At 64.3% G+C, this 23,358-nt stretch carries 25 protein-coding genes; 14 read left to right on the plus strand and 11 right to left on the minus strand.

Going from position 1 to position 23,358, the window contains the following annotated elements:
* Nucleotides 1–50: 50 nt before the first annotated feature.
* Entirely contained in the window at nucleotides 51–299 is a 249-nt protein-coding gene (locus tag J2Y63_RS09315; protein ID WP_256116310.1) for a WGR domain-containing protein, read from the minus strand.
* A gap of 88 nt (nucleotides 300–387) precedes the next feature.
* A complete protein-coding gene (locus tag J2Y63_RS09320) occupies nucleotides 388–846 on the minus strand; it encodes a MarR family winged helix-turn-helix transcriptional regulator (RefSeq protein WP_256116309.1) in 459 nt (152 codons plus the stop codon).
* An 85-nt stretch (nucleotides 847–931) separates the two neighbouring features.
* Between J2Y63_RS09320 and hmgA the strand changes: the two genes are divergently transcribed.
* Nucleotides 932–2,272 (plus strand): homogentisate 1,2-dioxygenase, encoded by a 1,341-nt coding sequence (gene hmgA / locus J2Y63_RS09325; RefSeq protein ID WP_435265839.1) that lies wholly within the window; start codon nucleotides 932–934, stop codon nucleotides 2,270–2,272.
* A gap of 8 nt (nucleotides 2,273–2,280) precedes the next feature.
* Here hmgA and J2Y63_RS09330 read toward each other — a convergent pair whose 3' ends face one another.
* Nucleotides 2,281–2,841, minus strand: a complete 561-nt coding sequence (locus J2Y63_RS09330) for a DUF2585 domain-containing protein (protein ID WP_435265840.1) — start codon at nucleotides 2,839–2,841, stop codon at nucleotides 2,281–2,283.
* A 113-nt stretch (nucleotides 2,842–2,954) separates the two neighbouring features.
* On the opposite strand from J2Y63_RS09330, the gene J2Y63_RS09335 reads away from it, so the two are divergent.
* The 4 genes from J2Y63_RS09335 to J2Y63_RS09350 are packed head-to-tail and all read left to right on the plus strand — an operon-like array spanning nucleotide 2,955 to nucleotide 5,316.
* Complete coding sequence (locus tag J2Y63_RS09335) at nucleotides 2,955–3,971, plus strand: fumarylacetoacetate hydrolase family protein (RefSeq protein WP_435265841.1); 1,017 nt, start codon at nucleotides 2,955–2,957, stop codon at nucleotides 3,969–3,971.
* Between the two features lie 4 nt (nucleotides 3,972–3,975).
* Nucleotides 3,976–4,620 carry a maleylacetoacetate isomerase gene (gene maiA, locus J2Y63_RS09340; RefSeq protein WP_435265842.1) on the plus strand — a complete coding sequence of 215 codons (645 nt, stop codon included), beginning with the start codon at nucleotides 3,976–3,978 and terminating at the stop codon, nucleotides 4,618–4,620.
* Nucleotides 4,621–4,677: 57 nt separating this feature from the next.
* Nucleotides 4,678–4,920, plus strand: coding sequence for a type II toxin-antitoxin system VapB family antitoxin (locus tag J2Y63_RS09345; protein WP_435265843.1), 243 nt, complete (start codon nucleotides 4,678–4,680; stop codon nucleotides 4,918–4,920).
* A 24-nt stretch (nucleotides 4,921–4,944) separates the two neighbouring features.
* Nucleotides 4,945–5,316, plus strand: coding sequence for a type II toxin-antitoxin system VapC family toxin (locus J2Y63_RS09350; RefSeq protein ID WP_435265844.1), 372 nt, complete (start codon nucleotides 4,945–4,947; stop codon nucleotides 5,314–5,316).
* Nucleotides 5,317–5,351: 35 nt separating this feature from the next.
* Here the strand turns inward: J2Y63_RS09350 and J2Y63_RS09355 are convergent, their stop codons facing one another.
* Together J2Y63_RS09355 and J2Y63_RS09360 are read right to left on the minus strand one after the other, a co-directional pair.
* A complete protein-coding gene (locus tag J2Y63_RS09355) occupies nucleotides 5,352–6,833 on the minus strand; it encodes an NAD-dependent succinate-semialdehyde dehydrogenase (RefSeq protein WP_435265845.1) in 1,482 nt (493 codons plus the stop codon).
* Nucleotides 6,834–6,929: 96 nt separating this feature from the next.
* Complete coding sequence (locus J2Y63_RS09360) at nucleotides 6,930–8,207, minus strand: 4-aminobutyrate--2-oxoglutarate transaminase (RefSeq protein WP_435265846.1); 1,278 nt, start codon at nucleotides 8,205–8,207, stop codon at nucleotides 6,930–6,932.
* A 200-nt stretch (nucleotides 8,208–8,407) separates the two neighbouring features.
* Between J2Y63_RS09360 and J2Y63_RS09365 the strand changes: the two genes are divergently transcribed.
* Nucleotides 8,408–9,223, plus strand: a complete 816-nt coding sequence (locus J2Y63_RS09365; RefSeq protein WP_435265847.1) for a MerR family transcriptional regulator — start codon at nucleotides 8,408–8,410, stop codon at nucleotides 9,221–9,223.
* Here J2Y63_RS09365 and J2Y63_RS09370 read toward each other — a convergent pair.
* Entirely contained in the window at nucleotides 9,220–10,137 is a 918-nt protein-coding gene (locus tag J2Y63_RS09370; protein ID WP_435265848.1) for an AraC family transcriptional regulator, read from the minus strand. The genes J2Y63_RS09365 and J2Y63_RS09370 overlap by 4 nt on opposite strands.
* 129 nt (nucleotides 10,138–10,266) lie before the next feature.
* On the opposite strand from J2Y63_RS09370, the gene J2Y63_RS09375 reads away from it, so the two are divergent.
* From J2Y63_RS09375 to J2Y63_RS09395, 5 genes are all read left to right on the plus strand, one after another.
* Complete coding sequence (locus tag J2Y63_RS09375; protein ID WP_435265849.1) at nucleotides 10,267–11,094, plus strand: SDR family oxidoreductase; 828 nt, start codon at nucleotides 10,267–10,269, stop codon at nucleotides 11,092–11,094.
* A gap of 235 nt (nucleotides 11,095–11,329) precedes the next feature.
* Nucleotides 11,330–12,178 carry a MetQ/NlpA family lipoprotein gene (locus J2Y63_RS09380; RefSeq protein ID WP_435265850.1) on the plus strand — a complete coding sequence of 283 codons (849 nt, stop codon included), beginning with the start codon at nucleotides 11,330–11,332 and terminating at the stop codon, nucleotides 12,176–12,178.
* 82 nt (nucleotides 12,179–12,260) lie between these two features.
* Nucleotides 12,261–13,331: a methionine ABC transporter ATP-binding protein gene (locus tag J2Y63_RS09385; RefSeq protein ID WP_435265851.1), complete on the plus strand. Its 1,071-nt coding sequence runs from the start codon at nucleotides 12,261–12,263 to the stop codon at nucleotides 13,329–13,331.
* Complete coding sequence (locus tag J2Y63_RS09390) at nucleotides 13,312–13,968, plus strand: methionine ABC transporter permease (protein WP_256116293.1); 657 nt, start codon at nucleotides 13,312–13,314, stop codon at nucleotides 13,966–13,968. The genes J2Y63_RS09385 and J2Y63_RS09390 overlap by 20 nt, the downstream gene beginning before the upstream one ends.
* 170 nt (nucleotides 13,969–14,138) lie before the next feature.
* Nucleotides 14,139–14,774 carry an RBBP9/YdeN family alpha/beta hydrolase gene (locus J2Y63_RS09395; protein ID WP_435265852.1) on the plus strand — a complete coding sequence of 212 codons (636 nt, stop codon included), beginning with the start codon at nucleotides 14,139–14,141 and terminating at the stop codon, nucleotides 14,772–14,774.
* An 18-nt stretch (nucleotides 14,775–14,792) separates the two neighbouring features.
* Here J2Y63_RS09395 and J2Y63_RS09400 read toward each other — a convergent pair whose 3' ends face one another.
* From J2Y63_RS09400 to tauA, 3 genes are all read right to left on the minus strand, one after another.
* The gene (locus J2Y63_RS09400) at nucleotides 14,793–15,638 is read right to left on the minus strand and encodes an ABC transporter permease subunit (protein ID WP_256116291.1); all 846 of its coding nucleotides are present in this window, start codon (nucleotides 15,636–15,638) and stop codon (nucleotides 14,793–14,795) included.
* Entirely contained in the window at nucleotides 15,635–16,441 is an 807-nt protein-coding gene (locus tag J2Y63_RS09405) for a taurine ABC transporter ATP-binding protein (protein ID WP_435265853.1), read from the minus strand. The genes J2Y63_RS09400 and J2Y63_RS09405 overlap by 4 nt, the downstream gene beginning before the upstream one ends.
* A gap of 94 nt (nucleotides 16,442–16,535) precedes the next feature.
* Nucleotides 16,536–17,540 carry a taurine ABC transporter substrate-binding protein gene (tauA, locus tag J2Y63_RS09410; protein WP_435265854.1) on the minus strand — a complete coding sequence of 335 codons (1,005 nt, stop codon included), beginning with the start codon at nucleotides 17,538–17,540 and terminating at the stop codon, nucleotides 16,536–16,538.
* A gap of 474 nt (nucleotides 17,541–18,014) precedes the next feature.
* On the opposite strand from tauA, the gene J2Y63_RS09415 reads away from it, so the two are divergent.
* A complete protein-coding gene (locus tag J2Y63_RS09415) occupies nucleotides 18,015–18,479 on the plus strand; it encodes an RrF2 family transcriptional regulator (RefSeq protein ID WP_256116288.1) in 465 nt (154 codons plus the stop codon).
* A 33-nt stretch (nucleotides 18,480–18,512) separates the two neighbouring features.
* Here the strand turns inward: J2Y63_RS09415 and J2Y63_RS09420 are convergent, their stop codons facing one another.
* The gene (locus J2Y63_RS09420; RefSeq protein WP_435265855.1) at nucleotides 18,513–19,592 is read right to left on the minus strand and encodes an acyl-CoA dehydrogenase family protein; all 1,080 of its coding nucleotides are present in this window, start codon (nucleotides 19,590–19,592) and stop codon (nucleotides 18,513–18,515) included.
* Nucleotides 19,593–19,795: 203 nt separating this feature from the next.
* Complete coding sequence (locus tag J2Y63_RS09425; protein ID WP_435265856.1) at nucleotides 19,796–20,671, minus strand: LysR substrate-binding domain-containing protein; 876 nt, start codon at nucleotides 20,669–20,671, stop codon at nucleotides 19,796–19,798.
* A 197-nt stretch (nucleotides 20,672–20,868) separates the two neighbouring features.
* On the opposite strand from J2Y63_RS09425, the gene J2Y63_RS09430 reads away from it, so the two are divergent.
* Together J2Y63_RS09430 and phnA are read left to right on the plus strand one after the other, a co-directional pair.
* Complete coding sequence (locus tag J2Y63_RS09430; RefSeq protein ID WP_435265857.1) at nucleotides 20,869–22,071, plus strand: 2-aminoethylphosphonate--pyruvate transaminase; 1,203 nt, start codon at nucleotides 20,869–20,871, stop codon at nucleotides 22,069–22,071.
* An 18-nt stretch (nucleotides 22,072–22,089) separates the two neighbouring features.
* Nucleotides 22,090–23,352: a phosphonoacetate hydrolase gene (gene phnA, locus J2Y63_RS09435; protein WP_435265858.1), complete on the plus strand. Its 1,263-nt coding sequence runs from the start codon at nucleotides 22,090–22,092 to the stop codon at nucleotides 23,350–23,352.
* Nucleotides 23,353–23,358: the final 6 nt, after the last annotated feature.

Consider the following 23,358-nt stretch of genomic DNA (forward strand, 5'->3'; position numbering starts at 1 on the left):
GGCCCGATTCGATTGGGGAAAACTCCGGAAAATTAACCTTTTCCGCACTCCTACGCCTCGGTGTAACCGCGCCGCCGCCGTCGAGCGATTTGCCGGGCGAGCACCGTCTCGGCCTCGGCCATTGTCGCATGCAGGCTCGACACCTGCCGGCCGCGCGTGCCGATACGGCCCCAGTGGCGCAGCACGGCGATCTCACCGAACAGCGTCGGCTCCAGTGAGAGCATGTAGAAGCGCGCCATGTTGCGCGTCGCGTCGATGCGGCGGAAGCGATAGGCAGGGGAGGGAGTGGTGTTCGGCATGCCCGGGATTCTGCCGAAGCCCCGAATCACCGTCCAACGAAAGCTTTGAATCGATCCGGACGGATCGATTCATCTGCGTGATGGATCGTCAGTCGCTTGGTCCGCGCCGCGCCGGTTGCACCGCCAGCGCCGCTTCGATCGTGGCGAGGCCTGCCTCAAGTTGCTCCAGGCCGTCTGCGCCAAGAAGCCGGGCCAGTTCCTGCTCGTATTCATGCGCCAGCGCGATCATTTCACCATAGATGCGCCGGCCCGCCGGTGTCAGGTCGAGATGTTCGATGCGGCGGTCGGCGGCATCCTCGCTGCGCTTCAGCCAGCGCTTTTCCTCCAGCGCCCGCACGGCGCGCGATACTTTCGTCTTGTGCATGCTGGAATTGGCGCCGATTTCCGTCGCGGTCATGCGGCCGTAGGAGCCGAGCGCGGCCAGCGCCCGCCATTCCGGCCGGGTCATGCGGTAGCGCGCGCGGTACTGCGCGGCAAAACGCTGGCTAACCAGTTCCGCCGCCTGGTTGAGGCGGTAGGGCAGGAATGTTTCGAGCCGGAAGTCCATGGGTGGCGCCTTGATGGTTACAAAATGGACAGTTACATCTGTAACCACCTGACGACAAGGGCGCTTAGCAAGAGGAGGCCAAGCCATGCCGGACCATGCCGCGGAGATCGCCAACAGCCTGAAATACATGACCGGCTTCGGCAATGATTTCGAGACGGAATCCCTGCCCGGTGCCCTGCCGCAAGGACAGAACAGCCCGCAGAAATGCAATTACGGCCTCTATGCCGAGCAGCTTTCCGGCTCGCCCTTCACCGCGCCGCGCGGCACCAACGAGCGCTCCTGGCTTTACCGCATCCGCCCGAGCGTGCGCCACACGCGCCGCTTCTCCAACGCCAGCTACCCGCATTGGAAGAGCGCGCCCTGCCTCGACGACCACTCCCTGCCACTCGGCCAATTGCGCTGGAACCCGCTGCCGGCGCCGAAGGAGACGCTCACCTTCCTCGACGGCATGCGCACGATGACGACGGCCGGCGACGTGCTGACCCAGGTCGGCATGGCGGCGCATGCCTATACGTTCAACGCCGACATGGTGGACGACTATTTCTTCGATGCCGACGGCGAATTGCTTGTCGTTCCGCAGCTGGGCGCGATCCGCGTCTTCACCGAAATGGGCATCATGGATGTCGAGCCGTTGGAAATCTGCCTCATCCCGCGCGGCATGATGTTCAAGGTCTCCCGCCTTGGCGAGGGTGACGTCTGGCGCGGTTATGTCTGCGAGAACTACGGCGCGAAATTCACCCTGCCGGACCGCGGGCCGATCGGCGCCAACTGCCTTGCCAATCCGCGCGATTTCAAGACACCGGTCGCCGCCTATGAGGAGAAGGAGACGCCGTGCCGAGTCCACGTCAAATGGTGCGGCAAGTTCTACGTCACCGAGATCGGCCACTCGCCGCTCGATATCGTCGCCTGGCACGGTAATTATGCGCCGTTCAAATATGACCTGCGCACCTATTCGCCGGTCGGCGCCATCCTGTTCGACCATCCCGACCCGTCGATCTTCACCGTGCTGACGGCGCCGACGGAAGAGGCCGGCACGGCGAATATCGACTTCGTCATCTTCCCGCCGCGCTGGCTGGTGGCCGAACACACCTTCCGCCCGCCCTGGTATCATCGCAATATCATGAGCGAATTCATGGGCTTGATCCATGGCCAGTATGACGCGAAGGAAGAAGGCTTCGTGCCCGGCGGCATGAGCCTGCACAACATGATGCTGCCGCACGGCCCGGATGCGACGGGTTTCGACAAGGCGTCTAACAGCGAGTTGAAACCCGTCAAGCTCGACCACACCATGGCCTTCATGTTCGAGACGCGCTACCCGCAGCAACTCACCAAATTCGCCGCCGAACTGGAAACCTTGCAGGACAACTATCTTGAATGCTGGGATGGCCTGGAGCGCAAATTCGACGGCAAGCCGGGCATCAAGTGATTGCCCGCTCAGCCCCCCTGCCAGGCCTTCACCGCTTCGAGCGGCCAGACGAGCATCAGGATGTTCAGTGCCAGGCCGTCGCGGATCAGGTAGGTGGTTACGCCCTCGAAAACGACGATGAGCGCGATGCTTGCCCAGACGGGCAGGCGCGAGGCCAAGAAAAAGCCGACGACCATCGCCAGAATATCTGCGCTCGAATTGATAACGCTGTCGCCGAAATAATCGAGCGAGATCGTCGACTCGCGATAGCGGTTGATGATCATGTCGGTGTTTTCGAGGATTTCCCAGGCGCATTCGAGAACGAGGGAGAGCGTCAGGCGCAGGTTGATGCCCGCCTTGGGCAGGATCAGCGTGAAGAGGCCGAAGAACAGAATGCCGTGGATGATGTGGCTCGGCGTGTACCAATCGGACAGATGTTGCGAGTTTTCCGAGGAAACCACGACGCCATGCCACAGTTTGACATATCCGCACTTGCAGATGAGCGGCTGACCCATCGTGTAAAGGAGAAGTGCCGTCGCGCCGACGAAGCCGGCGCCGAGCAGCAGGGAATTCAGGACCGTGCGGTTCACGCGGGATTTCCTTGAAAAACGATGCGCCGCGCAAAGCGGCGCACGAGGGTGGAGACAGGCGGCCGGAAGATGACACATCCTTGCGGCCGGAAACAAGATCGGGAGAGAGACGCATGAAGCTTGCGACACTGAAGGATTCCACCCGCGACGGCCGCCTGGTCGTCGTCTCGCGTGACCTGACGCTCTGCTCGGAAGTCGGGCATATCGCCCGCACGTTGCAGGCGGCGCTGGACGACTGGGCGCATGTCGCGCCACGGCTCGAACGGGTCGCCGAGGGGCTGGAAACCGGCGCGCAGCCGACCACCCGCTTCCACGAGCACGACGCCGCCTCGCCGCTGCCGCGCGCCTACCAGTGGGCGGACGGTTCGGCCTATGTCAACCACGTCGAACTGGTACGCAAGGCCCGCAATGCCGACATGCCGGAAAGCTTCTGGACCGATCCGCTGATGTACCAGGGCGGCTCCGACAGCTTTTTAGGGCCTCGCGACCCGATCCTGGCGGCCGACGAGACTTTCGGCATCGACATGGAAGGCGAGATCGCCGTCATCGTCGACGACGTGCCGATGGGCGCGAGCGTCGAGGAAGCGCGCGCGGCGATCCGCCTCGTCATGCTCGTCAACGACGTGTCGCTGCGCGGGTTGATCCCGGCCGAACTTTCCAAGGGGTTCGGTTTCTTCCAGTCGAAACCTTCTTCAGCCTTCTCCCCCGTCGCCGTGACGCCGGATGAACTGGGCGAGGCCTGGGACGGCGGCAAACTGCACCTGCCGCTCCTCGTTTCGCTCAACGGCAAGGCCTTCGGCAAGGCCGATGCCGGCGTCGACATGACCTTCGATTTCGGCCAGCTCGTCGCCCATGCGGCGAAGACCCGACCGCTCGTCGCAGGCTCGATCATCGGCTCCGGCACCGTCTCCAACAAGCTCGACGGCGGCCCCGGCAAGCCTGTCGCGGAGGGTGGCGCCGGTTATTCCTGCATCGCCGAGATCCGCACCATCGAGACGATCGCCACCGGCGCACCCAAAACGCCCTTCATGAAATTCGGCGACACCGTGCGCATCGAGATGAAAGACAAGAGCGGCCATTCGATCTTCGGTGCGATCGAGCAGACCGTGAAAGCCTACGAGAAGGACTGAACCGATGAGCGGCGAGATCGTGCTTTTCGACTACTGGCGCTCATCCGCCAGCTACCGCGTGCGCATCGCGCTCGAAAGCCTCGGTCTCGCCTATCGGCGCGAATCCGTCGATCTGCTCGACGGGAAGCAGCGCTCGCTGGAGCACCGCGCCCGCAATCCGCAGGGTCTCGTGCCGGCGCTTGCGATCGACGGGCACATGCTGACGCAATCGCTGTCAATCATCGAATATCTTTCGGAGACGCGCGCCGAGGCGCGTTTCCTGCCCGCAGATCCGCTCGGCCGGCAAAGGGTGCGAGCGATCTCCTATGCCATTGCCATGGAAATCCACGCCGTCTGCAACACCGGCGTCGTCGGCCATCTCATGACGCTGATCGAGGACGGGGAGGCGGTGCGCGCCGACTGGATGAAGAAATTCATCGGCGAGGGCCTCGCCGCCGTCGAAACCCTGCTGGACAATCCGGCAACCGGCGCCTTCTGCCACGGCGACACGCCGACCATGGCCGACTTCTGCCTGGTGCCGCAGGTCTACAACGCCGAACGCTGGGGCGCCGACATCAGCGCGCTTGCGAGCGTGCGCCGCATCACTGACAACTGCCGCGCCCTCCCGGCCTTCCAGGCGGCGCATCCGGACAAGGCAAAGCTGGCCTAAGCTTTCATTTGCGGGTGCCGGATGTTATATATACCTCCACAAGAGGAAGGATATACCATGCCGCTCTACGTGAAGGACCAGGAGGTCGATAGGCTTGCGGAAAAGCTCTCCACGCTGCGCAAGGTCAGCAAGACCGAGGCGGTGCGGCAAGCGCTGGCGCATGAGCTGGAGCGGGCGGAGAACGAGCCGACGCTGGTGGAGAAGGCCAAGGCCTTCGTGCGGGAACTCGACGCAAAATATCCCAAGAAGGGGCCGCCCGCCGACAAGGCCTTCATCGACAGCCTCTACGAGGACAATTGATGTTCGTCGACGCATCGGCGTTCGTTGCAATCCTGGCGTCCGAGGGACGGCGCCGACGCGCTACTGGCACGGCTCCAGCAAGCGGAGGTTCGCTATACGTCACCCATGGAAATTTGGGAGACGTCGCTCGCGCTTGGACGCGAACGGGGAGTAGCACCAACGGATGCGCTTAAACTTGTCACTGATTTCTTGAAGCTGCTTTCCATCGCCGTCGAACCGATCGATCAGGGCGCGGGAGAGTTAGCCGTCGTCGCCCACCAACGCTTCGGCAAAGGCCGCCATCCCGCTGGTCTCAATTTCGGTGACTGTTTCGCCTACGCCAGCGCGCGACAGCTAAACGTGCCGCTGCTTTACAAAGGCGAAGACTTTCCGAAGACGGGCATTGAAACAGCATGAAAACCGCCCCGCCGAAGCGGGGCGTTTCATAAACGTCAGGCGACGTCGCCCATGCAGACGTATTTCATCTCCAGGTAGTCGTCGGCGCCGTGAGCGGAGCCTTCGCGGCCGAGGCCGGACTGCTTGATGCCGCCGAAGGGGGCGGCTTCGGAGGAGATGATACCGGTGTTGACGCCGACCATGCCGTATTCCAGCGCTTCGGTCACCTGCCAAACCTTCTTCAGATCGCCGGCGAAGAAATAGGCGGCGAGGCCGAATTCGGTGTCGTTCGCCTGGGCGATGACATCCTCGACCGTATCGAAGCGGAAGAGGGGGGCGACTGGGCCAAACGTTTCTTCCCGCGCGACTGTCATGCCACGCGTAACACCCTTCAGGACCGTCGGCTCGAAGAAGGTGCCCTTGCCCGCAACGCGCTTGCCGCCGGCAACCACCGTCGCGCCCTTCGAGACGGCGTCGGCAATGTGTGCCTCGACCTTCTCGATGGCCGCTTCCTCGATCAGCGGGCCGATCGTGATGCCCTTGTCGAAGCCGTTGCCGACGGAAAGCTCGGCGACCTTCTTCGCCAGCTTGTCTGCAAAGGCGTCATAGACGTTCGACTGCACGTAGATGCGGTTGGCGCAGACGCAGGTCTGGCCGGCATTGCGGTACTTCGAGGCCATGGCGCCTTCGACGGCAGCGTCCAGGTTCGCATCGTCGAAGACGATGAAGGGCGCGTTGCCGCCGAGTTCCAGGCTGACCTTCTTGATCTGGTCGGAGCACTGGCGCATCAGGATGCGGCCGACTTCCGTCGAGCCCGTGAACGAGATTTTCCGGACCTTGGGGTTGTAGCAAAGCTCCTTGCCGATCGCCGGGCCATCCGTGCCGAGGATGACGTTGAAGACACCGGCCGGAAGGCCGGCCTTTTCGGCGAGCACGGCCAGCGCGATCGCAGAAAGCGGCGTCTGCTCGGCGGGCTTGGAGACGACCGTGCAGCCGACGGCAAGCGCGGGTGCCACCTTACGGGCGATCATCGCGGCCGGGAAATTCCACGGCGTGATCGTGCCGACGACGCCGACCGGCTGCTTGATGACGAGCATGCGCTTGTCGACGGAGGGTGCCGGGATCGTCTCGCCGTTGATGCGCTTGGCCTCTTCCGCATACCACTCGACATAGGAGGCGGCGTAGAGGATCTCGCCCTTGGCTTCCGGCAGAGGCTTGCCCATTTCGGCGGTCAGGATCGCGGCCAGTTCGTCCGCATTGGCGACGATCAGGTCGAACCATTTGCGCAGCAGGACGCTGCGGTCCTTGGCCGGGCGGGCGGCCCAGACCTGCTGCGCCTTGTATGCGGCGTCGATGGCCGCGGCGGTCTCCGTCGCGCCCATTTCGGGCAGCGTCGCAAGCTTTTCGCCGGTCGCGGGGTTGAAGACGTCGAAGGTCTCGGCGCCGTTGCCGCCGATCCAGTTGCCGTTGACATATCCTGCATCGCGCAGGAAGTCGGTCGACTTCAGGTGCTTCGTGAGCGCATCGTAGAAGGCCATGATTTCGTTCCTTTCGGACGTGGAAGGTCATTCACCCGGAGCCTGTGCTCCGGGTGTTCCTTGGGAGGATGTTTTTTCAGTCTTTGACGTCGCCGCTCAGGCAGCGCGGGCTTCGACCATTGCGGCTTCGAGGATGTCGAGCGCTTCGGCAAAAACCTCGTCCTGGATGGTGATCGGCGCCAGGAAGCGGATGACGTTACCGTGCACGCCGCAGGTGAGCAGGATCAGGCCCTTTTCGAGGGCTTTCAGGCGCACCTTGTTGGCGAAGTCGGCGCTCGGCAGCTTGGTCGAAACGTCGTTGAACTCAACGGCGTTCATGAAGCCGGGACCACGGATATCGACGATTTCCGGCACCTTGTCCTGCAGCGAGGCGAGGCGCTGCTTCAGGCGGGCGCCGAGGTTTTCGGCGCGGTTGCAGAGGTCCTCGTCATTGATGACGTCGAGCACGGCATGGGCCGCCGCAACGCCGATCGGGCTGCCGGCATAGGTGCCGCCAAGGCCGCCCGGACCGGGTGCATCCATGATTTCCGCACGGCCAGTGACGGCTGCGATCGGGAAGCCGCCACCGAGGCCCTTGGCCATCGTCGTGATGTCAGCCACCACGCCGTAATGTTCCATGGCGAAGAGCTTGCCGGTACGGGCAAAGCCGGTCTGCACTTCGTCGGCGATCAAGAGGATGCCGTGCTGGTCGCAGATCTCGCGCAGCGCCTTCATGAAGGCGACCGGGACCGGATAGAAGCCGCCTTCGCCCTGCACCGGCTCGATGATGATCGCCGCAACGCGGTTCGGATCGACATCGGCGGCAAACAGCTTTTTCAGCACGCCGAGCGACTGCTCGACGGTCGTGCCGTGCATTTCAACCGGGAAGGGCGCGTGGAAAACGTCGGCCGGCATGGCGCCGAAGCCGACCTTGTAGGGCACGACCTTGCCGGTCAGCGCCATGCCCATGAAGGTACGGCCATGGAAACCACCGGAAAAGGCGATGACGGCCTGGCGGCCGGTGGCGGCGCGCGCGATCTTGACAGCGTTTTCAACCGCTTCGGCACCGGTGGTGACGAAGATCGTCTTCTTGGCGAAGTTGCCGGGGGTGATGGCGTTCAGGCGCTCGGCAAGCTCGACATAGTTTTCATAAGGCACGACCTGGTGGCAGGTGTGGGTGAAGCGGTCGAGCTGGTTCTTGACGGCCTCGATGACGCGCGGATGGCGGTGGCCGGTGTTGACGACGGCGATGCCGGCGGCGAAATCGATATAGCGATTGCCTTCCTTGTCCCAGATCTCCGCATTCTCCGCACGGTCGGCGTAGATCTGCGTGGTCATGCCGACACCGCGCGAAATGGCGGCGTTCTTGCGGTCTGTGAGGGGCGTTGCGGTCATGGCGCTATCCTGGATCTGGAGGCTTCAATTAATAACTTGCATTTTTTCTGCAAGTCTCAAGTGGAATTCCTACATTTTTTCTGCAAGAATGCAACGGTCATTTTAAGATGGGAATGCGACGGATTTTCAGGGGTGCGAAGTCGGGCGCAGTCCGCCGGGAATGCTATAAGCAAATATAACCAGAATCAGGGATTGGCGCGATGGGTTCGGAAGAACCGGTGCACTACAAGGTGGCGGAGGCCGCGCGGCTTGCTGGCGTTTCCGCGTCCACGCTCAGGCTTTGGGAAACGCAAGGCCTCGTCGTGCCGGAACGCTCGGAGACCGGCCACCGGCAATATAGCGGCGACGACGTCGCCCGACTGAAACGCATCGCCTGGTACAGGACAGAGCGCGGCCTGAACCCCGCCGCCATTCGCGAGGCGCTGGAAGCGGAGGAACCCGCAGGCGAAACTACGGTTTCCGAAGGCGACGCACCGCAGGGCGTCGGCCGCAAGCTGCGCAGCCTGCGCCATGCCACGGGCAAAACGCTGGAGCAGGTCGCGGGCGATATCGGCATTGCGACCTCCGTGCTCTCCACCTTCGAGCGCACGTCGCAGGGCGTGACGTTCCGCGTGCTGCACGATCTCGCAGCCTATTACGACACGACCGTCTCAAAACTCTCCGGCGAAGAGGAAGAGGCCAACCGGTCGGTCGTCAGGGCAGGGGAGTGGAAGTTCTGGCCGGAAACCTCGCCGGGCGTCACCGTGCAGGTGCTGGCGGACGGGCGCAACATGATGGATTGCCACCGCTTCGTGCTCGCCCCCGGCGCCTCCAGCGACGGCGCCTACAAGCACGAGGGCGAGGAATTCGTGCACGTGCTCTCCGGCCGGGTCGAGATGGTGCTCGACGGCCATGAATTCCACGATCTCGGCCCCGGCGACAGCCTCTATTTCGAAAGCTGCCGCCGCCACGCCTGGCGCAACCGCCATGACGGCGAGACGGTGCTGATCTGGATCAACACCCCGCCGACTTTCTAGGCGGCAGCGCTGCGCGCGAACTCGCTCGGCGGGCAGCCGACCTTGCGGCTGAAGGCCGTGCTGAAGGCGCTGGCGGAGCGATAGCCGATCCGCTCGGCGATCTCCTCCAGCGTTCCCTGGCGATGGCGCAGCGCATCCTTGGCGATCGCCATGCGCCAGCGCAGCAGGTATTCGACCGGCGGGAGCCCGATGGCCTCGGAAAAACGCCGCGCGAAGGCCGAGCGCGACATGCCCGCCTTCTGCGCCAGTTCGGCGATCGTCCAGTCCCGGGAAACATGGGCGTGGATATCGGCGAGCGCCCGGGCGAGTTGCGGATCGGCAAGGCCGCGCAGCATGCCGGGATGCGGCAGCGTCGCCGCCTCGCGCCGCAGCGTCTCGATCAGCAGCACCTCGATCAGCCGGGACAGGATGAGAGCGCTGCCCGGTCCCGCCAGCGCCGCCTCACCGCGGATGAGGGCGACGAGCGTGCCGAGCCGCGCGCCGATACCGTCTTCGGCCGAGACATGCACGAGCCGCGGCATCATCTCCGCCAGCAGCTCCGCATTGGTCGGATCGCACAGGATGACGCCGCCGAGGATGCGCGTCGCGTCGCCGCGATGCGGGTCGCCGATATGGATCTCGCCGTCGACCATGTGCCGCGCCTTGAAACCATCGTCGGAAAGCACGGTCTTTTGCCCGGGCGCGCTGAAGAACGTATCCATCACCGGCCTTGCCGAAAGGATGAAGTCACCCGCCCCGACCTGGAGGGCGGCACCGCCGCCCGCGCGGAACCAGCATTGGCCGGCCGTGATGAAATAGAGCATCGGCCCCGGCTGTGGCGGCACCTGCACGCCCCATGTGCCATGCGCCACCATGCTGCCCATCAGCACGGTTTTCGGGCGCAGCAATTGCACGACATCGGTGAAAGCATCCATTTTGCACGATCCGTAACGCGGGTTTGGTTGACCTTATCATCTGGACGATCGGTAATGCAAACTGGACTTTGAATTATTCAACATCTCCCGCCAACCGATATCATCGGGCCATTCAGACAGGAGATACAGATGGCAAACACGGTTTTGATCACCGGCACCTCGTCCGGCTACGGCAGGGCAACCGCGGAACTCTTCCTCGCACGGGGATGGAACGTCGTCGCGACGATGCGCACCCAGAAAGCCGGCCTCATCGAAGGCCCGGCCGAGCGGCTGAAGATCGTCCCGCTCGACATCACCCGCCCCGAGACGATCCGTGCCGCGATCGACGCAGCCGTCGCGGCCTTCGGGTCGATCGACGTGTGGATCAACAATGCCGGCATCGGCATGGCGTCCGCGGTGGAAGCGACGCCGGACAGCGCGATCCGCGAGCTTTTCGAAACCAATACGTTCGGCGTGTTCAACGCCTGCCGCGAGATCATCCCGCAGATGCGCAGGCAGGGGCACGGCGTGATCGTCAACGTCACCTCCAGCGTCACGATCGGCGTCATGCCGCTGGTGGCGGCCTATGCGGCCAGCAAGTTCGCCGTCGAGGGCTTTACCGAATCGCTCGCCTACGAACTGGAGCAGTTCGGCATCAAGGTGCGGCTGGTCGAGCCGGGCTACGGGCCGACGACCAGCTTCACCGCCAATGGCGGCCCGCGCATGCAGGGCCTGATTCCGGAGGATTACGGCGCCTTCGCCCAGGCCGCCTTCGCGCGGATGGCGAACTACCCGACGGCCTACTGCACGGAGGCGGAAGTGGCCGAAGCCGCCTATGCCGCCGCGACTGACGAGGGCGACCGGCTGCGCTACCTCGCCGGCGCCGATACGAAGATGCTCGCCGCGCTGCGCTGGTCGACCTCCGAGGACCATTATCGCGATCGCATGCGCGCCATGTTCGCACCCGCGTCCGCCTAGCCGGCCACGGCGTGATCCAGGCCTCTCCCGGGAGGTCCGGATCACGCCTGCGCTGTACTCCACTAAATCAGTAGAAAATATTTTCCGCCTTGCTTCGATATCCGGGAGCGAAAGTTCCCGTTGGGCCTGCCCAATAAACCGCCATTCGTTGTCCACAAATGCGGCATTTGCGATTTTACAGGTAGAAACACCATTGTTTCGCAGTCGATCCTCCCCATCGCGAAAGCAGGCCAGCATGTCCAAAATCAGCAAGAAACTCCTCGAAAGCGCATTTCTCTCCCGTCGTTCCGCTCTTGCGGCGCTCGCGGTGGCAGCCGTCGCCGTCTCCACGCTCTCCGTTTCCACGCCCGCCTTTGCCGAGGACAAGAAGGAGCTGAAGGTCGGCATCATCTCCGGTGAGGACGAGGATGTCTGGCGCGTCGTCGTTGCCGGGGCGGCCAAGAAGGGCCTGACCATCGAAACGGTCGTCTTCAACGACTATACCCAGCCGAACGAGGCGCTTGCCCGCGGCGAGATCGACGCCAACGCCTTCCAGCACCTGCCCTATCTGGAAAACCAGATCCAGCAGCACAGCTACAAGATCGTGCCCGTCGGCTACACGGCGGTCTGGCCGATCGGCCTCTATTCCAAGAAGCACACCAAGGTTACGGAACTGCCGGACGGTGCCGTCGTCGGCGTGCCGAACGATCCGTCGAACGAAGGCCGGGCGCTGCGCGTGCTGCAGAACGAAGGCCTGATCAAGCTGAAGGACGGCACCGGCATTCTCGCCACCATCGCCGACATCTCGGAAAACCCGAAGAAGCTGGAGATCAAGGAACTCGACGCCGGCATCGTCGGCCGCTCGGTCGATGACCTGGATGCCGCGATCGTCAACACCGACTGGGCGCTGAAGAGCGGCCTCACCCCGGAAAACCGCATCGCGCAGGAGCCGGTCGCCGACAATCCGTACCGCAACTTCATCGCGGTTCGCGAGGAATCGAAGGACGAAGCCTGGGTCAAGCCGCTGGTCGACGCCTACCAGAACGACGTCGTGAAGGCCGAGTTCGACCGCGTCTACAAAGGCACGGGCATCAGCGCCTACTAAGGCATTCGACAACCAGCAGAGACAGCCCGCGATGCGCTCAGCCGCCGCGGGCTGTCTTTCCGTTTCCGGAAGGGAACCGCGCATGAACAAACATGTGACAGGCAAGCCGGCGCAGACCGCCACCGCCGAAGAAGACGTCATCCGCCTGTCGGACGTCCGCCGCCGTTTTGGCGCGACGCCCGCGCTGGATGGCGTTTCGCTCGATGTGCGCCGCGGCGAGATTCTCGGCATCATCGGCCGCAGCGGCGCCGGCAAGTCAACGCTCATCCGCTGCCTCAATGGCCTGGAACGGCCGGACAGCGGGACGATCGAGATCGAGGGCCGCGAGATCACCGGTCTCAGCGAGGCCGAGCTTCAGCCGCTGCGCCGCCGCATCGGCATGATCTTCCAGCATTTCAACCTGCTCTCCGCCAAGACGGTGGAGGAGAATGTCGCGCTGCCCCTGAAGATCGAGGGCTGGGCGAAAGCCAGGCGTCTGGCGCGCGCCGCCGAATTGCTCGACCTTGTCGGCCTGACCGGCAAAGCGAAGGCCTATCCCTCGGAACTCTCCGGCGGCCAGAAGCAGCGCGTCGGCATCGCCCGCGCGCTTGCCGCAAGCCCGGCGCTGCTGCTCTCCGACGAGGCGACCTCCGCGCTCGACCCGGAAACGACGCGCTCGATCCTGGCGCTGCTCAAGGACATCAACCGCAAGCTCGGCCTCACGATCCTGCTCATCACCCACGAGATGGAAGTGGTGCGAAACGTCGCCGACCGCGTCACCGTGCTCGATGCCGGCCGAATCGTGGAGGAAGGTCCCGTCTGGCAAGTGTTTTCACGACCGCAGGCGGAGACGACGAAGAGCCTGCTCAGCGGCATCCGCCCGCAACTGCCCGGCCATATCGCGCAAAGCCTCACGGCGGATATTGCAGGCGAGGCCATTCTCAGCCTCGACATTGCCGGCCCCGCCGCCACTGGTCCGCTGTTCCAGAAGCTGTCGGAGGAATTTCCGGGCGGCTACCGCCTGGTCCATGGCGGCGTCGATCATATCCAGGAACAGGCCGTCGGCCGCTTCTTCATCGCGGTGCCGGCCGATGCCGCCGCGCGCCTCGTTTCGTTTGCAGAGCGCCTCGGCGCACAGGTGGAGGTCCTCGGTCATGTCGCCGATCATGCTTGAGCTTCTCGTCCGCTCGCTGTGGGAAACGGTCGTGATGACGGCCGCCTCCGGCGTCATTTCGCTCGCCTTCGGCCTGCCGCTCGGCCTGGCGCTGGTGGCGACCGCGCGCGGCGGCATTGCGGAAAACCTCTGGACCAACCGCCTGCTCGGCGCCATCGTCAACGGCTTCCGCTCCGTGCCCTTCATCATCCTGCTCGTGGCGCTCATCCCCGTCACGCGCCTCATCGTCGGCACGTCGATCGGCACCTGGGCGGCGATCGTGCCGCTGTCGATCGCCGCCACACCCTATTATGCGCGCATCGCCGAAGTGTCGCTGCGCGAGGTCGACCGCGGGCTGATCGAGGCCGTGCGCGCCATGGGCGGCAACCGCTGGACGATTGTCCGCGAGGTGCTGATCCCCGAGGCGCTGCCGGGCATCGTCGCGGGCTTCACCGTGACGCTCGTAACGCTGATCGGCGCCTCCGCCATGGCGGGCGCGATCGGTGCCGGCGGTCTCGGCGACCTCGCGATCCGCTATGGCTACCAGCGCTTCGAAACGACGGTCATGGTGGCGGTCGTCGCCGTTCTCATCGTGCTCGTCTGCGGCATCCAGTGGCTCGGCGACCGGCTCGTCGCACGCCTCGATCATCGCGGCTGAGAAACCTCTAAAAGGCATCGGGCGCCCTTGCCGCCGGATGCTTCGCATAATCGCCGTGATGCAAAAAATTTTTATGGATTTTGAAGAGTTTAGCAGCGGTTTCCTTACCATTCCGCGTTGTGTCGCGCATCCTTCCGGACAGATCTGGTTTGCGAAGGAAGGCCGCCGCCATGCCGTCACTCGATATCCCCGTCGACACGCTGATCCTGCCGGGCCTCAACGGGTCCGCGAGCGACCATTGGCAGCGTCACTGGGCGCGCGACAATCCCGAAAGCCGCGTCGTCGAGCAGTTCGACTGGAACTGCCCGGACCGGCAGAGCTGGCTTGTGCAGCTGGAACGTCAGGTCGACATGATCGGCAAGGACCTCTGGCTCGTCGGCCACAGCCTCGGCTGCGTGCTGGCCGCGCAGTTTGCCGAAAGCCCGCTTGCCTCGCGCATCCGCGGCGCGCTGCTCGTCGCGCCCTGCGACCTCGACACGACGGAAACCCTGCACCCTTGCGTGGTCCGCTTCGGCGCCATGCCGGCTAAGCGGCTGCCGTTTCCCTCGCTCGTCGTCGGCAGCCTGAACGATCCCTATATGCCGGTCGACCGGCTGCGCCAGAGCGCCAAGGCCTGGGGCAGCGATCTCATCGATATCGGCAATGCCGGCCACATCAACATCGCGAGCGGCTTCGGCCGCTGGACGGCGGGTTACGATTTCCTGGAACTGCTGAAGGCACGGGCGGAGCGCGATCCCTTCGCCGCAACGCAGGACGGCCGCCTGTTCACGGCGGCCGTCGCAAGCATGGGGCTGGCGCTCAACTGAGCGCTGGCATCGCCGCTCTCAGCGATGCGATGCCCAGGGCACCAGGCGCCGCTCGATCAGCCGCGCGATGAATTCAAGCAAGATGGCGATCAGCGCGATGACGATGATGCCGGCAATCACGATGTCGGTGACGAGGAACTGCGCGGCCGATTGGATCATGAAGCCGATGCCGCTCGTCGCCGCCACCAGTTCCGCCGCGACCAGCGTCGTCCAGCCGGCACCGAGCGCGATGCGGATGCCGGTGAGGATCGACGGCACGGCGCTCGGCAGCACGACTTCCGTCAGCACCTGACGCTTGCTGGCGCCGAGCGAGCGGGCCGCGTTGACATGGTCCTTCGAGACTCCGCGTACACCGGCAGACGTCGACAGGATGATCGAGGGCAGCATGGAAAGCGCGATCACCGTGATCTTCGACGCCTCGCCGATGCCGACCCAGATGATGACGAGCGGCAGGTAGGCGAGCGGCGGCAGCGGGCGCAGGAATTCGACGATCGGATCGAGGATGCCGCGGCCGACGCGGCTCGTGCCGATGGCGATGCCGGCCGGAATCCCAATGAGGATCGACGCAATGAGCGCGCCAAAAATGCGGTAGAGGCTGGCGCCGACATGCTCGGCCAGTGTCGAATCGACGAAGCCGGTCACGACGAGGTTATAGAGAGCGATGACCACTTGCCGCGGCGAGGGCAGGAAGACGGGCGAGACCAGCGCGTACGCCGAGGCCAAGCCCCACAGCCCGATGATCGCAACGACGGTTATGGTCGAAATGACGGCGATCGGCACGGGGCGCGATGCGCGGGGGAGGGCAGCCTCCGTGGTGGTCTCGACCGGCTGCGGCAGGGCTTCGATATCGGTGGAGAGCGTCATGCGGCCAACTCCTCGTCAGTGGTGGACTGGATGAGGCCGTTGAGCCCGGCATGCATGCGCTTGAACAGCGGCGAGGCCTTGACGGTAGCAACCGGCGTGCCGTTCAGCACCTCCGCATTGAAGCCGGCCTCGATCTCCGCCGTCAGGCGCCCGGGATTGGGCGACAGCACAACGACGCGCGTGCCGAGCAGCAGCGCCTCCTCGATCGAATGGGTGATGAGCAGGGCACCCGCGCCGCTTTCCGCCTTGATGCGCAGCAGGAAGGCCTGCATGCGGGTGCGGGTCAGCGCATCGAGCGCGCCAAGCGGCTCGTCGAGCAGCAGGAAGCGTGGCTCGACGGCGAGCGCCCGGGCGATGCCGACACGCTGGCGCATGCCGCCGGAAAGCTCCCAGATGCGCCGGTCACCCGCATCCGCAAGGCCGACGCGTTCGAGAAGCTGCTGGGCCTTCGCGCGCCGTTCGGCAAGGGGAATGCCCTTGAGCTTGAAGGGAAGCGCGATGTTGTCGCGCGCGTCGAGCCAGGGGTAGAGCGCATCGTCCTGGAAGACCACGGCCCGGTCGGCATTCGGCCCCTTGATGGGCACGCCGTCGACGGTGATGGAGCCGGAGGTCGGTTCCAGAAACCCGGCGGCGAGGTTGAGCAGGCTCGTCTTGCCGGAGCCGGAACGCCCGATGATGGCGACCAGCTCGTCCGAGGCGACTTGCAGGGTGATGCCGTCGAGGACGAGTTTTTCAGCGGCGCCGCCCCGTCCCGCCCTTGGCGGATAACGCAAGGAAACGTTGCGGAATGTCAGGATGCTCATGGAACCTCCGGGAGTGTCTTGGCCTATCTGTCGGCGATGGCCCGGCAGCGCTTTCACGCCGCCGGGCCACCTCCGCCGCAGGATTTGTCGCCGGTCAGTAGGACAGCTTCGTCGCGTTCGTAACCCAGCGCGTGGAGATGTAAGGCTTGTAGTCGGAGAGCGCCGACGGGATCTTGCCCTGTTCCAGCAGGAAGGCGGAGGTATCGGCCACGGCCTTCACCGTGCCACCACCGAGCAGCGCCTCGCCGGCCTGTTCTTCCAGCGTCGGGAAGACGTAGCCCTTGAGAAGCGCCGGCACTTCGTCCTGCTTGGCGCCGGTCAGCCGCGCGATCTTCTCGGCCTCCGGCGAGGTGGCGTTCCAGGCGTCCGGATTGGCGCGATAGGCGGCGGTCGCATCGCCCGTCACCTTCACGAAGGCCGTCACGACGTCCGGATGCTCTTCGGCGAATTTCTTGCTGACGATCCAGGCGTCGAAGGTCGGGCCGCCCCAGTCGGCGACATCCTTCGAGGTCGCAAGCACCGTGCCGCTCTTCTTGAGCTGCGCCAGAACCGGATCCCAGACGTAAGCGCCGTCGATATCGCCGCGTTCCCAGGCGGCCGCGATTTCCGGCGGACGCAGGTTGAGGATCTCGACCGACTTCGGATCGACCTTCCAGTGCTTCAGCGCCGTCAGCAGGCTGTAATGGGCGGTGGAGACGAAGGGCGTGGCGATCTTCTTGCCGACGAGATCTTCCGGCCTCTCGATCGACTTCACGGCGAGCGCTTCCGCCTCGCTGATCAGGCCGACGATGTAAACCAGCTCGATCGGCAGTTCGCGGCTGGAGGCGGCGGCCAGCGGCGAGGAGCCGACATAGCCGATATCGAGCGAGCCGGAGGCAATCGCCGCGATCACGTCGGCGCCGCCGTCGAATTTCTGCCAGTTGATCTTGGCGCCGGTCACCTTCTCATAGGTGCCGTCGGCCTGGGGCACGCGGGACGGCTCGACGATCGGCTGGTAGCCGATGTTGAGCGTCACCTCCTGGGCAAAGGCGGTCCCGAACGACGCGGCCATGGCAAGGGCGGCGGTCGCGGCAAGCAGGGTTCTGCGGTTGATGGTCATGGTCCTCTCCTCAAATTGCCGTTGCCGCGGTCTGCCGCGGGCCGGTAATTCAGGCTATCCATTCCATAAATTTAGTAGAGAAATATTTGCCTCAATTTGCCGGCTTTGCCGCAATTGGTTTTGCGTTTTTCTGCGGTTCGGGCGGAACGGCGCGCCTGGGGCAAAATTGATGACGAGCAGAAGAAATACCGATTGTCGCGAAAAATGATGCGAAATGGGCACGCCGGAGCCAAAAATCGGCATAAGGGGTTGACGGAGAATGCCAATTTCCTTGGCGTTATGCTCATAAATAAATTATATTGTTTTTATATGTTTTTCGCACTCCGGTGCCAAGAATGAGCCAGAATCACCGTCAAAGGTGAGCCGATCGATCTTCCCGAGGACGACGGATGGAAACAGCGGGACGCGGCGTGCGCGTCCGCGCTGCCGGGCATATCCGGGTAATGCACATATGCTGATGGAAAGCAGGCTGAAATGCTGACGAAAAAGGGAAAATACGGACTGAAGGCCTTGGTGGACCTCGCACGGCTGGCGCCGGGCCAAACCGCTTTCGTCAGCGAGATCGCGCTTCGAAACAACATTCCGAAAAAGTTCCTCGACACGATTCTGCTGGAACTGCGCAATGCCGGCATGTTGCGCTCCAAGAAGGGGCCGGGCGGCGGCTATTCGCTCTCCCATCCGGCCTCGGAAATCCGAATCGGCCACGCCATCCGCGTGCTCGACGGCCCGCTCGCGCCCATCCGCTGTGCCAGCCGCACCGCCTATGAGGCCTGCGAGGATTGCGCCGATCCGGAAACCTGTCAGGTCCGCCGCGCCATGACCGACGTGCGCGACGCCATCGCCGCCATTCTCGACACGATGACGCTCGAACAGTTCGTCGCCGTGCCGGGCGCTGCCGCGATGATCGACGACGAAGAGCTGGAAAAGCGGGTCGGCTGAAGCCGCGCCCGCACATCCGCGAAAAAACTAGTTTTACCCGTCCTCAGGGTTGCGGTGCGCTTCGCGCCGCAGCCGGCCGCTTTGCCTGAGCGCCTCGGCGAGATTCGCCGACAGGCCCTCCCGCTGCGCACCACCGCCTGCCGCTCGAAGATGATCGGCGGCCTCCTGCGCCACGGCGCGGGCCGCAGTGGCGGCAAGAAAGGCGTTCGTCCGGTGCTGGTCCGCAATCCCGATCTGTGCCGCGTCTATGGCGCGACCCGCCTCGGCGACCATGGCCTGCGCGGCGGCAAGGCGGGCGGAAAGCAGGCCGGCCTCGAAAACATCGCCCTCCGCCTTGTCCAGCACACGGCCGAGTGCCCGCTGGCCGGCGCCCAGTTGCCTTGCTGCGCCCAGAAGCAGGCCGAGGGAATGCGGCACCGCCACCTCGCCGGGCGCATGCAGCAGGGCATCGCCATCGACCAGCACATCCTTGAACAGCACATGTTCGGCCGATTGCGGCGCGCCGTTTGCCGGCTCGCAGTTGTTGGCAACATAGTGCAGGCCGTCGATGCGCGTCGGCAACAGTAGGCTTGCGGCCTTGCCGCCGTCGTTGCGGGTCGGCACGAGCAACCAGTCGGCGTGGCGGGTGCACGGCGTACAGAGCGCTTCACCGCTGAGCCTCCAGGCAAGGCCGCTTGCGGCGAGCGGCAGTGTTTCGGCTTCCTCGCCATTGCGCCGGGGGACGGCGCGGGCGAGCCGCGCGCCGGAAAGAGCGGCCGAGAAAACCCCGCTGCGCTGGCCGTCCGTGCCGTGGCTGCGAAGCTCTTCGAGCACGACGAAATGGGCGGCTAGGATCTCGCCCAGCGTGGCGGATTGCGCTGACGCCACGGCGCAGACATCCGCCAGAACCGTGTTGGAAACGTCGATGCCGCCATACTCCGTCGGCACGGAAATGCCGAACAGGCCCGAGCGGGACAGGAGGTCGAGGCGGGCCTCCGCCGTTGCCAGCGTGCCGCCCGCGGCAGCACTGAAAATGCCGGCAATCGTGCCGACGACGGTCAGCGCCTCATCCTCGGTGCTGATGACGGCGGCGGTTCGCGTTGGGCGGTCGAGTGCTGACGAGATCATACCCATGTCGTCTCTCCTTGCGGATGCCGTTTCAGGCGCACAGGCTTAACCGGGGCAAAAAGATCACATTCTATAGAGATTGTATAGATTGATTTTACGCCACCCGATCGATGAAACCGCCTTCACGCTACCACGAAAAAGCGGCGATCGCCTCGCGAAAAACCCTCGGCTTTTTCTTGAGAAGCCGCATTGCGCGACTGGTGGGCCCTTCAACCCGCCGTTTGCGCCAGCTTGCGGGCTATTTCGTAGAAGGCGTTGACGAGCTTGCCGTTGCTGCGCTCGCGCAGGCAGATGAGCGCCTCGTCCATCAGCATTTCCGGCGCATCGATGCGGATTGGGACAAGCCGGTTGTCCTGGCCGAATTCGGCGGAAGAGACAAAACCGACCCCGCCGCCCGCCGCGACGATCTCGCGAACCGCCTCGCGCCCCTCCGCCTCGATGAGCGGCGTCAGCGTGACGCCACATTGCGCCGCCATCGCCTCCAGCTTCTGCCGTGTCTTGGAGCCCCGCTCGCGAAAGACCAGGGGGTGCTTGGCGAGTTCGGCAAGCGTGATCTCCGTCTGGCCAGCGAGGGGATAATCGCGGCTGGCAAAGGCGATGATCGGCGTGGAATTGAGCTTCAGTATCTCGAAGTCGCTGGATTGCGGGATTTCGCCGAGAACGCCGATATCCGCCTCATAGGCATGCAGGCTGGTGATGACCGTCTCGGTATTGCCGGCGTCGATCGAGACCTGCACGGTCGGATAGGCGCGGCGGAAGGCCGCGAGGATGTGCAGCAGATGGTGGGCGGCATCCGCGACGATCCGCAGCTTGCCGGCCCGGAGCGCGCGTGATTCCGACAAGAGGTCGAGCGCCTGCTGCTCCACGTCGAACATGCGGCGGGTGACTTCCAGCAGTTGTTGGCCGGCCTGGGTGAGCGTCACCTGCTTCTTGTTGCGGTTGAAGAGCAGGACGTCATATTCCTCCTCCAGCTTGCGCACCTGGTCGGAGATGGCCGGCTGGGTGAGGAAGAGCGCTTCCGCTGCGCGCGAAAAGCCGCCGTGGATAGCCACGTTATGGAAAGCGCGAAGCTGGACATAGCGCATGGAGCCGTCTTTCGATCGATCAAGGTGATGCAATCATCAGACCGAACGATTCCTCTTATGTAAAGGGCAAAAGCGCATCCGCGGTCGCCGCCTGCGCTATCATAAGCTAAATCTATATTTTCATACAAAAGAACGATTTTACATATATGTCTGCCGGCCGCATTGTCGCTCCAGAGACGCCAATGCGAGGACGGACCATGCCAAACACCGCTTCTGACAGAACCATCGCGCCGCTGGAAACGCCAAGGCTCGGCGAACCCTATCTCCTGACGCCCGGCCCGTTGACGACAGCCTATTCGGTCAAAGAAGCGATGCTGCGGGACTGGGGCTCGTGGGACGCTGATTTTCGCGCCATGACGGCGGACCTGCGCCACCAGCTTCTGGACATCGCCGGCGATACGACCGGCGAGTTCGACTGCGTGCCCATGCAGGGCAGCGGCTCATTCTCGGTAGAGGCGATGCTCGGCAGCTTCGTTCCCCGCGACGGCAAGGTGCTGGTACTGAGCAACGGCGCCTATGGCAAGCGCATCGCCCAGACGCTCGCCTATCTCGGCCGCGACCATGTGACGATCGACAAGGGCGACTACATGCCGCCGCGCGGCCCCGAAGTCGTCGCAGCCCTCGATGCCGATCCGGCGATCAGCCATGTCGTCGTCGTGCATTGCGAGACGAGCTCGGGCATCCTCAACCCGCTCAAGGAAATCTCCGACGCCGTCTATTCCCGCGGCCGCAAGCTGATCGTCGACTCGATGAGCGCCTTCGGCGCCGTGCCCGCCGGCATCGCCGACTTCCGCTACGAGGCGATCGTCTCCTCCGCCAACAAGTGCATCGAAGGCGTGCCGGGCTTCGGCTTCGTCATCGCCCGCAAGAGCGAGCTGGAAGCCGCCAAGGGTCGCAGCCACTCGCTGAGCCTCGATATCCACGCCCAGTGGGACTACATGAACAGGACCGGCCAATGGCGCTTCACGCCGCCGACCCACGTCGTCGCCGCCTTCCTGGAGGCGCTGCGCCTGCACCGGGAGGAGGGGGGTGTAACCGCCCGAGGCGCCCGCTACGCCCGCAACCGCGACGTCATGGTCGCCGGCATGCGCGAGGCCGGCTTCGAGACGCTGCTCGCCGACCGGTGGCTGTCGCCGATCATCGTCACCTTCTTCAGCCCGGCCCATCCGGCCTTCGCCTTCGACCACTTCTACGCGCTGATGAAGGACAAGGGCTTCATCATCTATCCCGGCAAGCTGACGGTCGTCGACAGTTTCCGCGTCGGCTGCATCGGCCGCATGGACGAACATGTCATGCGCCGCGTGGTGGATGCCGCCCGCTCCTCCCTTGCCGAAATGGGCGTCGACAATGCCGCGCCCCCGGCCATCGCCCTTGAAGAACGCAGCCGCCTCGCGGCCTGAATAAGGATGGAATTTCCGATGAACCAGATGTCCAAGCTCACCGTCACCGCCAACCGGCGCACCTATCCCTGGCCGAATGTCCCGGCCATCGCCATCTGCCTCGACGGCTGCGAACCGGCCTATCTCGACGAGGCCATCAAGGCCGGCCTGATGCCGACGCTTGCCCGCATCCGCAAGACCGGCACGGAGCGCACCGCGCTCAGCGTCATCCCGAGCTTCACCAACCCGAACAACCTGTCGATCGCCACCGGCCGCCCGCCGTCCATCCACGGCATCTGCGGCAACTATCTCTACGAGCCCGCGACCGGCAAGGAAGTGATGATGAACGACCCGCGGTTCCTCCGCGCGCCGACCGTCTTCAAGGCCTTCTACGATGCCGGCGCCAAGGTCGCCGTCGTGACGGCGAAGGACAAGCTGCGCGCCCTTCTCGGCCACGGCCTGAAGTTCGATGAGGGCAGGGCGATCTGCTTCTCCTCGGAAAAGTCCGACACGACGACCAAGGCGGAACACGGCATCGACAATGCATCCGCCTGGCTCGGCCGCCCGGTGCCGGAAGTCTATTCCGCGGAACTCTCCGAGTTCGTCTTCGCGGCCGGCGTCAAGCTCCTCAAGGAATTCCGCCCGGACGTCATGTACCTGACGACGACAGACTATGTGCAGCACAAGTATGCTCCCGGCGTGCCGCAAGCCAATGTCTTCTACGAAATGTTCGACAAGTACCTGACCGAGCTCGATGCGCTGGGTGCCGCGATCATCGTCACGGCCGACCATGGCATGAAGCCGAAGCACAAGGCCGATGGCTCGCCGGACGTGATCTACGTGCAGGACCTGCTCGACCAATGGCTCGGCAAGGACGCCGCCCGCGTTATCCTGCCGATCACCGATCCCTATGTCGTGCACCATGGCGCGCTCGGCTCCTTCGCCACCGCCTACCTTCCTGAAGGCACGGACAAGGAGGAGATCATCGAGCGGCTGAAGGCGATCGAGGGCATCGATGTCGTGCTGTCGCGCCCGGAAGCCTGCGTGCGCTTCGAGCTGCCGGACGACCGCATCGGCGATATCGTGCTCGTCTCCTCGGAGAACAAGACGCTCGGCACCAGCGAGCACCGGCACGACCTTGCAGCACTCAACGAGCCGCTGCGCTCTCACGGCGGGCTCACGGAGCAGGAAGTGCCCTTCATCGCCAACCGCACGCTGCCGGAGCTTCTTTCCGCCGGCACGCTGCGCAACTTCGATGCCTTCTACTACGCGCTCGTCGCAGCCGCGCAGCCGGCACAATAGGGAGCG

The sequence above is a fragment of the Shinella sp. BE166 genome (genome assembly GCF_051201095.1).
Classification (GTDB): Bacteria; Pseudomonadota; Alphaproteobacteria; order Rhizobiales; family Rhizobiaceae; genus Shinella; species Shinella lacus.